The sequence below is a fragment of the Desulfocurvus thunnarius genome, from assembly GCF_055390965.1.
Genome location: NZ_AP042411.1, coordinates 2,996,756 through 3,011,005, shown reverse-complemented (window position 1 = coordinate 3,011,005; position 14,250 = coordinate 2,996,756). Strand labels below are relative to the sequence as shown.

Sequence of the window (14,250 nt, the reverse complement as noted above, 5' to 3'; positions counted from 1 at the left end):
CCATGCCGTACCTGAGCCTGACCCTGCTGCCCGCCGTGTTCTTCATCGCCATGGTCCTGACCATGGTCGGCCTGGGCGGCGGGCTGATCTTCTCGCCGCTGTTCGTACTCCTGGGCATGCCCCAGGCCGGGGCCGCGTCGGCGGCGCTGCTGCTGAATCTCGTCGCCGCCGGGGCCGCCGCCTGGACCTACGCCCGCCGGGGCATGGTGGACTACGCCCTGTGCCTGCCTCTGGTCGTCGCCTCCAGCCTGACCGCGCCCCTGGGCGCCGGGCTGAACCTGCGCCTGCCGCCCGGGATATTCCTGGCCGTCCTGGCGACGATCCTGATCCTGGCCGGAGCGGTGATGCTCCTGCCGCCGCGCACCGAGGAAGGGCCCGGAGCCTCGCGCCGCGCGCGCATGCTCGGCGGCGCGGCCATCGGCGCCTGCACCGGGCTGCTTGGCGGGCTGCTCGGCATCGGCGGCGGGGTGTTCATCGTGCCGCTGCTCATCTACGCTCTGGGCGTGCCCACCCGCACGGCGGCCGCGTCGTCCACGTTCGTCGTCTGCTTCTCGTCCCTCACGGGCTTCGCGGGCTACACCGCCCTGACCGGGGTGGACTGGGCCTTCGTGCTGCCCGCCGCCGGGGCCTGCGTCCTGGGCGGGCTGGCCGGGGCGCGGCTCATGGCCCACAGGCTGCGCGGACGCACCGTGCGCACGCTGTTCAGCCTGGTTCTCTTCGCCATGAGCCTGCGCCTGCTGGCCCGGCTTCTGTAACCGCAAGGGCCCCGCGCGGGGCCGGGGAGCCGCAGGACCATGACCCACGCCATCGTGGTGGACAATCTCACCAAGCGCTTCGGCCCCGTGACGGCCGTTGCGGGCATCTCCCTGGCCGTGCCCCGGGGCGCGTTGTTCGGCTTCCTGGGCCCCAACGGCGCGGGCAAGACCACGACCATCACCATGCTCACCGGCCTGGCCCGGCCCGACACCGGCACCATCCGCATCGACGGGCTGGACTGCACGGCCCGGCCCCGCGCCGCCCAAGACCGCATCGGCGTCGTGCCCGACGAAAGCAACCTCTACCCCGAGCTGACCGGCTTCGAGAACCTGTGCTTCTGCGCCGCGCTCTACGGCATGGGCCGGGCCGAGCGCCGGGCCCGGGCCCGCGAGCTGCTGGACGCCTTCGGCCTGACCGGGGCCGGGAGCCGCAAGTTCGGCGGCTATTCCAAGGGCATGAAGCGGCGCCTGACCGTGGCGGCGGGCATCATCCACCGCCCGCCCATTCTCTTTCTGGACGAACCGACCTCGGGCATCGACGTAGCCAGCGCGCGCCAGTTGCGCCAGATGATCGCCACCTTGCGCGGCAACGGCACCACCGTCTTCCTGACCACGCACCACATCGAGGAGGCCGAGCGGCTGTGCGACCGGGTGGCCTTCATCGTCGCCGGGCGCGTGGTGCGCGAGGACACGGTGGACGCCCTGCTGGAGCCCGTGCGCGACCGCCACGCCCTGCTCGTCGCCTGCGCGGGGCTGGACGCGGCCACCGCCGCCGCCCTCCCCCGGGCCTTCCCGGACCTGGAATTCCCGCTGCTGGAGCCGGACCGGGTGCGCGTGGAGGCCCACGCGCCCATCCCCGTGGCACCGCTGGTGCGCCTCCTGGACGAGCGGGGCGTCCGCGTGCTGGAGGCCCGCCGGGCGCGCCCGACCCTGGAGGACGTGTTCGTGCGCGTCACCGGGCTGGAAGCCGGAGCCCTGAGCGCGGACAAGGGCAACGGAAACAGCGGCGGCAAAGGAGGCAACGCATGAAAACCTGGATCGCCTTCTGGAACATCCTGCTCAAGGACATGCGCACCTACTACCTCAAGCCGCCCAACGTGAGCTGGGGGCTGCTCTTTCCCCTGGTCTGGACGGGCATGTTCCTGGTGCGCTCGGGCGGCGGGCTGGACGACGTGGCCGCCCTGCTGCCGGGGCTGGTGGCCGTGTCCGTGCTCTTCGGCACGACCTCCATGCTGGCCGTGACCGTGACCTTCGAAAAGAAACACCGCTCCTTCGAGCGCCTGCTCCTGGCGCCCATCCCCCTGGAGGTGCTCATGCTGGCCAAGACCGGCGGGGCCATCTTCTTCGGCGTGGTCAATGCCTTCGTGCCCCTGGGCCTGGCCGCGCTGTTCATCGCGGGCCTGCCCGCGGTCGCCTGGGGCGCCTTCACGGCCACGGTGCTCCTGGTCGCCGTGTCCTCGGCCTTCCTGGGGCTGTTCATCGCCGTGGCCGTGAGCGAGGTCTTCGAGGCCCAGACCTTCTCCAACTTCCTGCGCTTTCCCATGCTTTTCCTGTGCGGGCTGTTCTTTCCCGTCGAGCGCCTGCCCGCGCTGCTCCAGCCCCTGTCCTACGCCCTGCCGCTGACCTACGGCGCCGACGCCATCCGGGGCACCGTGCTGGGCGCCGCCACCATGCCCCTGGCCCTGGACCTGGGAGCCCTGGCCGCCTTCTGCGCCCTGCTCTTCGGCCTGAGCCTGCGCAACATCCGCCGCCGCTGGATCGCCTGACCCCGCTCGCCCTCCGGGGCCGCCCCTCCGGAAGCTCTTGCCCGTGCCCCGGGCCCATGCTAGCTTGGGAATATCGTGTCATGCCCTGTTCCGCCGACCCTTCCGGGAGGATCGCCATGAAGAGCAAGCGAGCCAAAGTCGCCATAATCGGCATGGGCCGCGTGGGCGCCACCTTCGCCTACGCCCTGTCCCTCAAACGGCTGGTCAACGAAATCGCCGTGGTGGACGTGGACGCCGACCGCGCCGAGGGCGAGGCCATGGACCTGCGCCACGGCCTGCCCCTCATCGGGCCCATGGACATCCGCTCCGGAGGCTTCGAGGTCTGCAAGGGCGCGGACATCGTGGTCATCACCGCCGGAGCCGGGCAGAAACCCGGCCAGACGCGCCTGGAACTGCTGGAAAACAACGCCCGGGTGGTCCACTCCATCGCCACGGGGCTCATGGCCCTGGGCGAGGCGCCCATCCTCATCGTGGCCACCAACCCCGTGGACGTGCTGACCCACCGCCTGCTGGCCCAGACGGGCTTCCCGGCCTCGCGGGTCATGGGCTCGGGCACGGTGCTCGACAGCTCGCGCCTGCGCCAGATGCTGGCCGGGGAGCTGCGCGTGGACGTGCGCGGCGTGCATGCGCACATCATCGGCGAGCACGGCGACTCGGAACTGGCCGTCTGGAGCCGGGCCAACATCTCGGGCATCCCCCTGGCGGATTTCTGCGCCGGGCGCGGCGTGACCTACGACGCGGCCTTCCGCGAGCGCATCCAGAGCGGCGTGCGCCGCGCGGCCTACGAAATCATCGCCCGCAAGGGCTCCACGGCCTACGCCGTGGGCGTGGCCCTGTGCCGCATCGTGGAGTCCATCGTGCGCGACGAGAAAAGCGTGCTCACGGTCTCCACCGCCGTGCGGGGACTCTACGGGCTGCCCGACGTGAGCCTGTCCCTGCCGTGCGTCATCGGCGAGGACGGCATCGAGATGATCGCCGACTCGCCCCTGGCCGGAGACGAACGCCGGGCCCTGGAGGCCAGCGCCGCCGTGCTGCTTCAGACCGACGCCAGCCTGGGCGCCCCGGCCTGAGCCCCCGACCCCCCGCGCCGCCCCGAAAAGACGGGGCGGCGCGGGAATTTCGGCCCGGGCTTGCCAAGGGCGGACGGCTGGCGTATAGGCCGGGGCCAAGAGTTCCAAATCATGCCCACCCCCCCCGCCCGCATCGAAGGCCAGATCGCCTTCATCGAGACCCTCGACGCCCTCAAGCAGGTCAGCCGCCGCAACCTGGTCATGGACGGCTCGCGCTGCGAAAACAGCGCCGAACACTCGTGGCACACGGCGCTCATGGCCGTGGTGCTGGCCGAATACGCCCCCGGACCGCTGGACCTGCCGCGCGCGGTGACCATGCTTCTGCTGCACGACGTGGTGGAGATCGACGCCGGGGACACCTTCTGCTACGACGAGGCAGCCAACGGCGACAAGGCCGAGCGCGAGCGCGCCGCCGCCGCGCGCATCTTCGGCCTGCTGCCGCCGGAGCAGGGCGACGCCCTGCGCGCCCTGTGGGAGGAGTTCGAGGCCGGGCAAAGCCCCGAGGCGCGCTTCGCCAATTCCCTGGACCGCTTCCAGGTTCTCTTCCAGAACCGCAACACCCAGGGCGGCACCTGGCGCCTGCACGACATCGCCCGGCCCCAGGTCGAGCGACGCATGGCGCCCATCCGCCAGGGCCTGCCCGCGCTGTGGCCCGTGGTCCAGTCCATCCTCGACGACGCCTGCGCCAGCGGCATCCTCAAGCCCTGAACGGGCAAGGTTCCGCAATGAAGCTTCCGCCACTGCTGGTACTCCTGGCCCTGCTCCTGGCCCTGCTCCTGGCCCCGGCCGCCCCGGCCCAGGGCCCGACCCTGGCCGCCGACCCCTGGTGCCCCTACAATTGCGCCCCCGGCGAAGACCGCTCGGGCGGCGAGGGCTTCGCCATCGAGGCCGCGCGCCTGATCTTCGCCCGGGCCGGGCTGGAGGTGGACTACCAGATCCTGCCCTGGACGCGGACCCTCCTCGAAGTCCGCGCCGGGCGCCTGGACGCCGCCGTGGGCGCCTCGCGGCCCGAGGCGCCGGATTTCGTCTTCCCCGACGAACCCATCGGCCGGTCGGACAACGGCTTCTTCGTGCGCAGCGAGGCCCCCTGGGTCTACCTGGGCCCGGAATCCCTGCGCGGGCTGCGCATTGCGCTCATCGCCGACTACGACTACGGCGAGCCCCTGGCCTCCCTGGCCGCCGAACTGGCCGGTTCGCCGGGAGTGGTCGTCACCCAGGGCAACGACGCCCTGGAACGCAATTTCCTGATGCTCGCCTGCGGGCGGGTGGATCTGGTGGTCTGCGACGTGGCCGTGGGTGAACACTTCCTCAAGAATTTCCCCGGCAGGGACGCCGTGCGCTTCGCCGGAGCCCAGGGCGAGCCGGACCCGATCTACATCGCCTTCTCCCCGGCCCGGCCCCGGGCCCGGGAATACGCGCGCATCTTCGACCAGGGCTGGCGCGAGCTGCGCGCCTCGGGCGAACTGCGCGCCATCCTCGAGCGCTACGGCCTCAAGGAGCACGCGCCCGCCGCGAACTGAACAGGCCTTCCCATCGGCGCGGCCCTGCCGTATGGGAGAGACATCACCCCCAACCCGAGCCCCCAGCAAAGGAGCCCCCCATGCGCCGCCGTTTTTCCGCCCCGATCGCCCTGGCCGCCCTGGCCCTCCTGCCGCTTCTGGCCGCCCCGGCCCTGGCCGGCGACGCCGCGCGGCTGGCCGACAGCCTGACCTGGTACGTCCAGTCGACCTTCCACACCGCGGCCTTCGGGCCCAGCCTGTACATCGACCCCATCAGCCTGCCCGACGGCGCGCCCAAGGCCGACATCATCTGCATCACCCACAGCCACCAGGACCATCTGTCCACCGACGCCCTGAAAAAAATCGCCACGGACAAGACGGTCATCGTCGCCACCCGCGACTGCAACTCCAAGCTCCGCTGGGTGGACAAGGCCGAAGTCGTCAACCTGCTGCCCGGCGAATCCGTCGAGGTGGCCGGGGTGCGCATCGAGGCCGTGCCCGCCTACAACATCACCAAGACCAAGTTCCACCCCAAGAGCAACAAGTGGGTGGGCTACGTCGTGAGCGGCGCGGGCATGACGCTCTACCACGCGGGCGACACCGAGCGCATCCCCGAGATGCGGGCCATCGACTGCGACGTGGCCCTGCTGCCCCTGGGCCAGGTCTACACCATGAACTCCGTGGCCGACGCGGCGGACAGCGCCCGCGACGTGAAGGCCGAAATCGCCATCCCCATGCACTACGGCATGGCCGAGGGCACCCGCACCGACGCCGAGAAGTTCGCCGCCCTGCTCTCGGGCGCGGTGGAAGTGCGCATCCTGGAGCCCGCGAAGTAGCGCCGCGGGCGCCGCGAACGACAAAGGCCCCCGCCCGGCGCGTACCGGGCGGGGGCCTTTTGCGTTGCCGCCGGGCCGGTGTCGGGGCCCGGGGGTCAGGCCGCCCCGCCCTCGCGCTTGAGCTCGGCCACCAGGGCCGACAAGGCCGTGGCCTGCTCGGCCAGGTCGCCCAGGGCCTGGGTGGTTTCGGACACGCCGCGCGCCGTGTCCGCCGCGATGGAGTTGATCTCCTCGATGGCCTGGTTGATCTCTTCCGAGGCGGCGGACTGCTCCTCGGCGGCGGTGGCGATGGAGCGGATCTGCTCGGCGCTCTCCTCGGTGCCGTGCACGATCTCGTCGAGCACCTCGCCCGAGCGGTTGGCCAGGTCCGCGGCCTGCTCCAGGTCGCCCACGGCGGCCTGCATGCCCGAGATGTTCCGGGCGGCCACGTTCTGGATGGCCTTGATGGAATCGCCGACCTCCTTGGTGGCGGTCATGGTCTTCTCGGCCAGCTTGCGCACCTCGTCGGCGACCACGGCGAAGCCCCGGCCCGCGTCGCCCGCCCGGGCGGCCTCGATGGCGGCGTTCAGCGCCAGCAGGTTCGTCTGGTCGGCAATGTCGGTGATGACGGTCATGATCTGGCCGATGGCCTCGGCCTGATGGCCCAGGGCGTTCATGCTCTCCTGGAGCACGTGGGCCTGCTCGCGGGTGGTGTTCATGGCCTGCATGGAGCGCTCGACCACGTCGGCGCCGTCGCGGGCCCTGGTCTGCACGTCCACCCCGCGCTCGGCGGCGGTACCCGCGTTGCGCGCCACCTCCAGCACCGTGGCGTTCATCTCCTCCATGGCCGTGGCCGTGGCCTGGATGCGGTCGCGCTGCACGTCGGTGCCGCTCCTGATCTCGTCGGCCTGGGCCGAGATTTGCTCGGTGGCGGCGGAAATGTGCTCCACCATCCGCTCCAGGCGCTGGGCGGCGTGCAGCAGGCCTTCGGCCCGGGCGCTCTCGGCCTGGGTCTTGGCCTGCTCGGCTTCGGCCTGGGCCGTGCGGGCCGCGGCGGCCTTGTCTTCCGCGTCGGCGGTCTTGGCGGTGATCTCGTCGATGTTGCGGCGCAGGGTGGCGGCCATGCTGTTCAGGGCCTGCTCCAGGCGCGCGGCCTCGTCGCGGCCCTGGGCCTCCAGTTCCACGGCGTAGTTGCCGCCCGCGATTTCCCCGGCCGCGCGGGTGGCCTGGGCGATAGGCCGGGTGATGCTGCGCACGATGAGCACCGCCAGGGGCAGCACCAGCACCAGGAACACCCCCGCCAGCACACCGACGATCCAGGTCGTGCTCGTGGCGACAACGCTGGAAATGTCCTTGGCGATGGCGGCCTTGGCGGCCTCCACGTTGTCGATGTACACGCCGGTGCCGATCCAGTACGGCGTACCGGGAATCTTGGTCGCGTAAGACAGCTTGGGCTGCTCGCCCGCGCCGGGCTTGGGCCAGTCGTACTGCACGAACCCGCCGCCCTGGGCGGCCAGCTTCGCCATCTCGCGCACGAAATGCACGCCGCTCTTGTCCTTGAGGCCGCCCAGGTCGGTGCCCTGCTTGTCCTTGGCGGTGGGCAGGGCCACGTTCACCGTGCCGTCGTAGACGAAATAGTAGCCGGACTTGTCGTCCTCGAAGCGGATGGGGTCCACGGCGGCGCGGATCATTTCCACGTGCCGCTGCGGGTCGGGCTCGTCGCGCAGCAGGGCGCCCAAGGTCTCCGCGATGGTCATGGTCGCCACCTGAAGCTTCTGCTTCTGCCCCGCGACCATCTGATCGCTGATCTCCGTGGCGCTTAAATCGCGGATTGTTCCCGCATTGGAGAGAAACGCGCCTACGACGGCGACGATAAACAATACCATTGCCAAAAGCACAAGAAAAATCCTCGTGCCGATGGAGAACTTCCTGAGCATCATTGGCCTCCTCACGCCTTCGCGCTTCCGGGATGTCCGGCCCCGTTCCCGGCGGGCACGAGCCTGACAGCCCGCGTCCGAAGCATCCTCCTGATTCGTGTTCCTGAATGTGGCGCCTTTTATACACCACCCCAAGCCCGTCCAGCTACAAGAAAAACGAAGGGGAGCCCGCGGCGGCCGTGCCGTGGCTCCCCTCCCTTGCCCGGGCGCGTGCGCCGGACACGGCGCCTAAGTGTGCGAGAAGCGCTTTTCCAACATGATGGCCAGGATGGTGCGGTCGGTCTCGATCATGCCTTCGGTGGACAGGGTTCCCACGTTGCGCATGGTCTGCTCGGGCGAGACGCCGACGATGCCGTCGGTGTGGCTGACGTTGACGCCCTGCATGGCGAACAGCGCGGCCTGCACGGCGGTGCCCGCGGCGGTGGCCAGCTTCAGGGCGCAGCCCGCCTTGGCGCCGTCGCAGATGACCCCGGCCAGGTCCTCGATGAGATTCTTGATGGCCCCGGCCACCTGGGTCGCGTCGCCGCCCAGCAGCCGCGCCACCCCGGCCGCGGCCCCGGCCCCGGCGGCCACAGAGCAGCCGCACACGGCGGACAGCCGCCCCGTATAGGCCTTCACGTAGGCCGTCACGGCGTGGGACAGGGCCACGGCCTCCAGGCGCGCGCGGTCCGTGGCCGTAACGAAGCCCGCCACGGCCTGGATGGGCAGAATGGCCGTGAGTCCATGGTTGCCGGACCCGGCGGAACTCATGGCCGGGAGCTTGGCCCCGCCCATGCGCGCGTCGGCGGCGGCGGAGGTCAGTATCCGCGCGGCGCAGAGCATGTCGCGCCCGAGCAGCCCCTGCCCGGCGAGGCGCTCCAGGGCCCGGCCCACGCCCAGGCCCACCTCGTGCTCCAGGCCGTGGGCGGCCAGGCGCAGGTTGTGCCGCACGCCCTCTTCCAGAAATTCCAGGTCCTCGGCGTCCAGCCCGGGCAGCAGGCCCAGCAGGCTTTCCAGCGACTGGGCGCGCAGCCAGGCTTCCAGCTCCTCCAGGGGGCGGCCGTCGCGCGCGCCGCCGCGCCCGAGCAGCGGGCTGTCCGTCACCGCCGCGCCGTCGCGCGTCAGCGCGGTGATGTTGTCGTGCATGCCCTCGATGACCGCCTCGGCCCAGGCTCCGCCCCGGGCCACGCGCACGCGCACGTAGAGCCCCCGGTGGTCCCCGAGCAGGTTCACGGCCACCTTGCCGCCATCCACCAGGGCCCGGGCCCGGGCCACCACGGCGTCGTCCACCGGGGCGAGCACTTCCAGGCCCAGGGCCGGGTCGCCGCCCTCGCAGCCCAGGGCGGCCGCCATGTCCAGCCCGCACAGCCCGCCGGTGCCGGGAATGGTCACCGCCAGGCCGTTCTTGTAGATGTTGGGATCGACCCACAGGGCCACGGACTCCGTCGGCGCGGCGGGCAGCAGCGACGCGGCGGCCCCCGCCGCCAGGGCGATGGCCACGGGCTCGGTACAGCCCAGGGCGGGCGCCACCTGCATGCGCAACAGTTCCTTGATGGTATAGGCCATGAAGCTCTCCTTCGGCTGGTGACGGGCGGCCCGGCACCGCCGCCCAGGGATGTACGGCCATCCGGGGCGGTTGTCAAAACATGGGGCCCGGGGTTGCCTCCCGGCGCCGCCCGGGGTATATGTCATTCGATGAGCACTCCACCCGATGCCGACGGTTTGCCGCGCGACGCAGCCGATTCCGGGAATGCGTCTTCCGATGTCCCGGGTACGGACCTGTGCACCCGGCTCTTCGCCCGCCAGCCGGTCTTCGACGAGCACCTGTACACCTGGGGCTACGCCGTGACCTTCGGGCCCGCCCCCGCCCCGCGCCCCGGCGAGGACGTGGACTGCACCCTGGACTCCCTGCCCGACCCCGTGCCCGGCATCGCCGCCGGGCTGATCTCCCTGGCCGACACCCTCTTCGGCCAGGGCTGCAAGGTGCTCATCAGTTTCGGCGAACGCACCATCCTGGACGAGACGCCCTACGCCCTGCCCAGCGAACGCACGGTCATCGAGGTGCCGGGGGCCGACGCCCTGCCCGCCTCGGCGGCCACGGCCCTGCAGGGCTTCCGCGCCGACGGCTTCGCCGTGGCCCTGGACCTGGGCGAGGCCGCGCGGGCCGAACCGGCCATCCGCGCCACGGCCGACGTGCTCCTGCTCGACATGGGCGACCCCGACCGCGCCCGGACCCTGGCCCGGGCCCAGCCCAAAGGCAACGCCCTGCTTCTGGCCCGCGGGGTGGACGACCCCATGCGCCTGACCCTGGCCCGCAGCCTGGGGGCGAACCTCGTCCAGGGCGGCTTCTTCCGCTCGCGCGAGGCCATCCGCGCCCGCAAGGCCACCTCGCACGAAACCTCGCGCTTCCGGTTGCTGGCGGCCATCGAGCAGCCCGAGCCGGACTTCGACGCCCTGAGCCAGACCATGAAGGCCGACGCGGCCCTGAGCTTCCGGCTGCTGGCCTACCTGAACTCCCCGGCCTTCGGCTTCCCCGAGCGCATCGGCTCCCTGCGTCAGGCCATGCTCCTGCTGGGCTGGAAAATCCTCAAGAACTGGCTGCGCGTGGCCGTGCTCACGGACCTGGCCCCCGACCGCAGGGTCCGCCAGTTGCTGCTGCTCTCGGCCCAGCGCGCCAAGTTCCTGGAGTTGGCCGCCACCTCCCTGGGCCCCGGGCGCGACGACCCGGACGAGCTCTTCCTCCTCGGGCTGTTTTCGCTGCTGGAGCCGCTGCTGCGGCTGCCCATGACCGAGGTGGCCGCCCACCTGCCCCTGGCCCGGCCGCTGCTGGACGCCCTGACCGGCCGGGCCGAGAACCGCCAGGCCCAATGGCTGCATCTGGTGCGGCGCTACGAAGCCGCCGACTGGGAGGCCATGGAGGCCCAGGCCGAACAGATCGGCGTCTCCTCCCTGGCCGCGGCCATCGCCCACTACAAGGCCTCGGCCTGGGCCGAGGCCGTCTTCTCCGGAACCTGACCCCGGCCCGGTCCCGTTTTGCATCGCAGGCGGGTGGCATTCGCCGCCGAAGTGGTGTAGCCTCGGGAATCTCCAGCCCGGGCGGGGCGCGGGCGGCCCCTGCGGCCCCCCCCCGCGCCGCCCCGCGAGCCACACCAAGGAGGACGCGCAATGATCCTGGCAGTGCCCAAGGAGACTTTCCCCGGCGAACGGCGGGTGGCCCTGGTGCCCGGCGTGGTGCCGCAACTGCTCAAGGCCGGTTTCGAGGTCGTGGTCCAGGCCGGGGCGGGCCTGGGCGCCGGGTTTGCCGACGCCGACTACGAGGCCAAAGGCGCCCGCATGGAGCCCGACCGCGCCGCGCTCTTCGCCGGGGCCGACGTGCTGCTCATGGTCCGCACCCCGGGGGCCAACCCCGGACCCGGGCGGGACGACATCGCCCTGCTGCGCCCCGGGCAGGTGCTCGTCGGCCTGGCCGATCCGACCACCGACCCCGCCGTGGCCCAGGCCGTCGCCGCCACGGGCGCGGCGCTCTTCGCCATGGAGCTCATCCCGCGCATCAGCCGGGCCCAGAGCATGGACGCCCTGTCGTCCATGGCCACCCTGGCGGGCTACAAGGCCGTGCTCCTGGCGGCCGACCACCTGCCCAAGATGTTCCCCATGCTCATGACGGCGGCGGGCACCGTGGCCCCAGCCAGGGTTTTCGTGGTCGGCGTGGGCGTGGCCGGGCTGATGGCCATTGCCCAGGCCCGCAGGCTGGGCGCCGTGGTCGAGGCCTACGACGTGCGCCCGGCGGTGCGCGAGCAGGTCCAGAGCCTGGGGGCCAAATTCGTGGAAATGGAGCTGGACGCCGGGGAATCCGAAGACAAGGGCGGCTACGCCAAGGCCATGGGCGAGGAGTTCTATCGCCGCCAGCGCGAGCTGATGGCCCGCGTGGTGGCGGCCAGCGACGTGGTCATCACCACCGCCGCCGTGCCCGGACGCAAGGCGCCGGTGCTGGTCACCGCCGAGATGGTCCGCGCCATGCAGCCCGGCTCGGTGGTCGTGGACCTCGCGGCGGCCACGGGCGGCAACTGCGAGCTGACCCGGCCCGACCAGACCGTGACCGACCACGGCGTGACCATCCTCGGCCCGACCAACGCGGCCTCGGACCTGGCCGTGGACGGCAGCCGCATGTACGCGAAGAACGTGACCGCCCTGCTGCTCAACATGAGCGCCGACGGGCGCGTGGACATTCACAAGGACGACGAAATCGTCGCCGGAACCTGCGTGACCCGGGACGGGGCGGTGGTGCACCCCCTGGTTCTGGAGCGTCTGGCCCCGGCCGGCGCCTGAGGCGGCCCCCGCGCCGCGCCAACGGAGGCAAAGCATGGAAACCCTCGTCATCGGCCTGACCATCTTCGTGCTCGCGGTCTTCGTGGGCTTCGAGGTCATCACCAAGGTGCCGCCCACCCTGCACACCCCGCTCATGTCCGGCACCAACGCAATCTCGGGCATCACCATCATCGGCGCCCTGCTCTCGGCGGGCAGCGGCCACACGGCCCTGACCACCGCCCTGGGTACGGCGGCGGTCATCCTGGCAACGGTCAACGTCGTGGGCGGCTTCCTGGTCACCCACCGCATGCTGGCCATGTTCCGCAAGAAGGACTGACGCCATGGGCACAGGCATCATCAACCTCGCGTATCTGGTCGCGGCGGTGCTGTTCATCCTGGGCATCAAGGGCCTGACCCACCCGCGCTCGGCAGTGCGCGGCAACGTGCTCTCGGCCCTGGGCATGCTGCTGGCCGTGGTCGTGACCCTGCTGGACAAAAACATCCTGGGCTTCGAGTACATCCTGGCCGGGGTGCTCGTGGGCGCGCTGCTGGGCGTGGCGGCCGCCGTGCGCATCGAAATGACGGCCATGCCGCAGCTCGTGGCGCTGTTCAACGGCTTCGGCGGCGCGGCCTCGGTGCTCGTGGCCGGGGCGGCCTTCGAGGAGGCCATGGGCTCACCCGGCGCGGCGGCCCTGGCGGGCGACGTGGCGACCCTGACGGCCACGGCGCTCTCGGGGCTCATCGGCAGCGTGACGCTGTTCGGCAGTCTGGTGGCTTTCGTGAAGCTCCAGCGCCTGTTCTGGGAGGGCGCGGTGAGCTTCCCCATGCAACGGCTGGCGGGGCTGGCCACGGCGGCGGCGACTCTGGGCCTGGGCGTGGCCATGGTCGCCGAGCCGCAGGCCACGGGGCTCTACTGGGCCATGGCGGCGGTGGCCGCCGTGCTCGGCGTGCTGCTCACGGTGGCCATCGGCGGGGCGGACATGCCCGTGGTCATCGCCCTGCTCAACTCGTACTCCGGGCTGGCGGCCTCGGCCACCGGTTTCGTGCTGCAAAACAACGTGCTGATCATCTCCGGCTCCCTGGTGGGCGCCTCGGGCATCATCCTCACGCGCATCATGTGCAGGGCCATGAACCGCTCCCTGGCCAACGTGCTCTTCGGCGGAGCTCTGGCCCCGGCGCAGGAGCGGACAAGGGGCGCCGAGGGCGACCTCTACGCGGGCCGCGTCAAGGCCACCTCGGGCGAGGAGGTCGCCATGCTGCTGGACGGTGCGCGGCGGGTGGTCGTCGTGCCCGGCTACGGCATGGCCGTGGCCCAGGCCCAGCACGCCGTGCGCGAGCTGATGCTGATGCTCGAGGCCCGGGGCGCGACGGTGGAATTCGCCATCCACCCCGTGGCCGGGCGCATGCCCGGGCACATGAACGTGCTCCTGGCCGAGGCCGAGGTGCCCTACGACAAACTGCGCGAAATGGACGACATCAACCCCGAGCTGGCCCAGGTGGACGTGGCCATCGTCCTGGGCGCCAACGACGTGGTCAACCCCCTGGCCAAGACCGACCCCGGCAGCCCCATCGCGGGCATGCCCATCATCGACGTGCGCGCCTGCCGCACGGTGGTGGTGGTCAAGCGCAGTCTTTCGGCGGGTTTCGCGGGCATCCCCAACCCGCTGTTTGCCGCGGACAACGCCCTCATGTACTTCGAGGACGGCAAAAAAGCCGTGCAGCAGATGGTGGCCGCGCTCAAAGAACTCTAGGCATTTCCGCCTGCTATGTGACAATATCGCGCCGACGTCGGTTTTTTCCGGCGTCGGCGCGCCGCGTTCGGGCTCCGGAACCAGGGATATGGCGCATCGGGCCGGTATCGGTCGCATGAGGAAGAATAGCCGCGCATGAGCGCCCCGCTCCTGGTTCATTCAGAATAATCCATAATAATCTGAACTCATCTCTACTCAGCAAGTCATTTGTCTTCATTTGACAAAAGCGTCCCGATTAAGTATACAATACAGTGTTGGCAGTCAGCACAATTGTGCCGCGCAGTGTATTGCGTGAAGCTGCGCGATTCCGCAAATGCAAAATATGCAACGCAATTCAAAACGATCAAGACACAAACGTTTGCGCGACGCATCG

General features: G+C 70.9%; 13 protein-coding genes. 11 read left to right on the top strand and 2 right to left on the bottom strand.

Translation table 11 applies throughout. The features are described 5' to 3' along the window. Positions 1-2: 2 nt before the first annotated feature. The 7 genes from ACZ5KV_RS13160 to ACZ5KV_RS13130 all read left to right on the top strand — a co-directional run bounded on the left by ACZ5KV_RS13160 (position 3) and on the right by ACZ5KV_RS13130 (position 5,926). Positions 3-755 carry a sulfite exporter TauE/SafE family protein gene (locus tag ACZ5KV_RS13160; protein ID WP_464239765.1) on the top strand — a complete coding sequence of 251 codons (753 nt, stop codon included), beginning with the start codon at positions 3-5 and terminating at the stop codon, positions 753-755. Between the two features lie 39 nt (positions 756-794). Continuing rightward, positions 795-1,784 (top strand): ABC transporter ATP-binding protein, encoded by a 990-nt coding sequence (locus tag ACZ5KV_RS13155; RefSeq protein WP_464239764.1) that lies wholly within the window; start codon positions 795-797, stop codon positions 1,782-1,784. Then, the gene (locus ACZ5KV_RS13150) at positions 1,781-2,521 is read left to right on the top strand and encodes an ABC transporter permease (RefSeq protein WP_464239763.1); all 741 of its coding nucleotides are present in this window, start codon (positions 1,781-1,783) and stop codon (positions 2,519-2,521) included. The genes ACZ5KV_RS13155 and ACZ5KV_RS13150 overlap by 4 nt, the downstream gene beginning before the upstream one ends. Positions 2,522-2,637: 116 nt before the next feature. Further along, positions 2,638-3,591, top strand: a complete 954-nt coding sequence (locus tag ACZ5KV_RS13145) for an L-lactate dehydrogenase (RefSeq protein WP_464239762.1) — start codon at positions 2,638-2,640, stop codon at positions 3,589-3,591. A 111-nt stretch (positions 3,592-3,702) separates the two neighbouring features. Then, positions 3,703-4,299 carry an HD domain-containing protein gene (locus ACZ5KV_RS13140; RefSeq protein ID WP_464239761.1) on the top strand — a complete coding sequence of 199 codons (597 nt, stop codon included), beginning with the start codon at positions 3,703-3,705 and terminating at the stop codon, positions 4,297-4,299. A gap of 17 nt (positions 4,300-4,316) precedes the next feature. Then, positions 4,317-5,111: a substrate-binding periplasmic protein gene (locus ACZ5KV_RS13135; protein ID WP_464239760.1), complete on the top strand. Its 795-nt coding sequence runs from the start codon at positions 4,317-4,319 to the stop codon at positions 5,109-5,111. A gap of 80 nt (positions 5,112-5,191) precedes the next feature. Continuing rightward, positions 5,192-5,926: an MBL fold metallo-hydrolase gene (locus ACZ5KV_RS13130; protein WP_464239759.1), complete on the top strand. Its 735-nt coding sequence runs from the start codon at positions 5,192-5,194 to the stop codon at positions 5,924-5,926. A gap of 95 nt (positions 5,927-6,021) precedes the next feature. On the opposite strand, the gene ACZ5KV_RS13125 is transcribed toward ACZ5KV_RS13130, so the two are convergent. Next, positions 6,022-7,842 (bottom strand): methyl-accepting chemotaxis protein, encoded by a 1,821-nt coding sequence (locus tag ACZ5KV_RS13125; protein ID WP_464239758.1) that lies wholly within the window; start codon positions 7,840-7,842, stop codon positions 6,022-6,024. A 228-nt stretch (positions 7,843-8,070) separates the two neighbouring features. After that, positions 8,071-9,387, bottom strand: a complete 1,317-nt coding sequence (locus ACZ5KV_RS13120; RefSeq protein WP_464239757.1) for an L-cysteine desulfidase family protein — start codon at positions 9,385-9,387, stop codon at positions 8,071-8,073. A 129-nt stretch (positions 9,388-9,516) separates the two neighbouring features. Between ACZ5KV_RS13120 and ACZ5KV_RS13115 the strand changes: the two genes are divergently transcribed. The 4 genes from ACZ5KV_RS13115 (at position 9,517) to ACZ5KV_RS13100 (ending at position 13,877) form a co-directional block, all read left to right on the top strand. Then, a complete protein-coding gene (locus ACZ5KV_RS13115) occupies positions 9,517-10,836 on the top strand; it encodes an EAL and HDOD domain-containing protein (RefSeq protein ID WP_464239756.1) in 1,320 nt (439 codons plus the stop codon). A 150-nt stretch (positions 10,837-10,986) separates the two neighbouring features. Next, complete coding sequence (locus ACZ5KV_RS13110) at positions 10,987-12,147, top strand: Re/Si-specific NAD(P)(+) transhydrogenase subunit alpha (protein ID WP_464239755.1); 1,161 nt, start codon at positions 10,987-10,989, stop codon at positions 12,145-12,147. Positions 12,148-12,181: 34 nt separating this feature from the next. Next, the gene (locus ACZ5KV_RS13105) at positions 12,182-12,463 is read left to right on the top strand and encodes an NAD(P) transhydrogenase subunit alpha part 2 (RefSeq protein ID WP_464239754.1); all 282 of its coding nucleotides are present in this window, start codon (positions 12,182-12,184) and stop codon (positions 12,461-12,463) included. Between the two features lie 4 nt (positions 12,464-12,467). Beyond that, positions 12,468-13,877 carry an NAD(P)(+) transhydrogenase (Re/Si-specific) subunit beta gene (locus tag ACZ5KV_RS13100; protein ID WP_464239753.1) on the top strand — a complete coding sequence of 470 codons (1,410 nt, stop codon included), beginning with the start codon at positions 12,468-12,470 and terminating at the stop codon, positions 13,875-13,877. Positions 13,878-14,250 lie beyond the last annotated feature (373 nt).

What these genes read in the sequence shown, in the direction of transcription:
- ACZ5KV_RS13125 (WP_464239758.1), bottom strand. Translation starts at nt 7,842, where the DNA reads ATGCTCAGGAAGTTCTCCATCGGCACGAGGATTTTTCTTGTGCTTTTG.
- ACZ5KV_RS13110 (WP_464239755.1), top strand. Translation starts at nt 10,987, where the DNA reads ATGATCCTGGCAGTGCCCAAGGAGACTTTCCCCGGCGAACGGCGGGTG.
- ACZ5KV_RS13135 (WP_464239760.1), top strand. Translation starts at nt 4,317, where the DNA reads ATGAAGCTTCCGCCACTGCTGGTACTCCTGGCCCTGCTCCTGGCCCTG.
- ACZ5KV_RS13120 (WP_464239757.1), bottom strand. Translation starts at nt 9,387, where the DNA reads ATGGCCTATACCATCAAGGAACTGTTGCGCATGCAGGTGGCGCCCGCC.
- ACZ5KV_RS13155 (WP_464239764.1), top strand. Translation starts at nt 795, where the DNA reads ATGACCCACGCCATCGTGGTGGACAATCTCACCAAGCGCTTCGGCCCC.
- ACZ5KV_RS13160 (WP_464239765.1), top strand. Translation starts at nt 3, where the DNA reads ATGCCGTACCTGAGCCTGACCCTGCTGCCCGCCGTGTTCTTCATCGCC.
- ACZ5KV_RS13105 (WP_464239754.1), top strand. Translation starts at nt 12,182, where the DNA reads ATGGAAACCCTCGTCATCGGCCTGACCATCTTCGTGCTCGCGGTCTTC.
- ACZ5KV_RS13100 (WP_464239753.1), top strand. Translation starts at nt 12,468, where the DNA reads ATGGGCACAGGCATCATCAACCTCGCGTATCTGGTCGCGGCGGTGCTG.
- ACZ5KV_RS13145 (WP_464239762.1), top strand. Translation starts at nt 2,638, where the DNA reads ATGAAGAGCAAGCGAGCCAAAGTCGCCATAATCGGCATGGGCCGCGTG.
- ACZ5KV_RS13140 (WP_464239761.1), top strand. Translation starts at nt 3,703, where the DNA reads ATGCCCACCCCCCCCGCCCGCATCGAAGGCCAGATCGCCTTCATCGAG.
- ACZ5KV_RS13115 (WP_464239756.1), top strand. Translation starts at nt 9,517, where the DNA reads ATGAGCACTCCACCCGATGCCGACGGTTTGCCGCGCGACGCAGCCGAT.
- ACZ5KV_RS13150 (WP_464239763.1), top strand. Translation starts at nt 1,781, where the DNA reads ATGAAAACCTGGATCGCCTTCTGGAACATCCTGCTCAAGGACATGCGC.
- ACZ5KV_RS13130 (WP_464239759.1), top strand. Translation starts at nt 5,192, where the DNA reads ATGCGCCGCCGTTTTTCCGCCCCGATCGCCCTGGCCGCCCTGGCCCTC.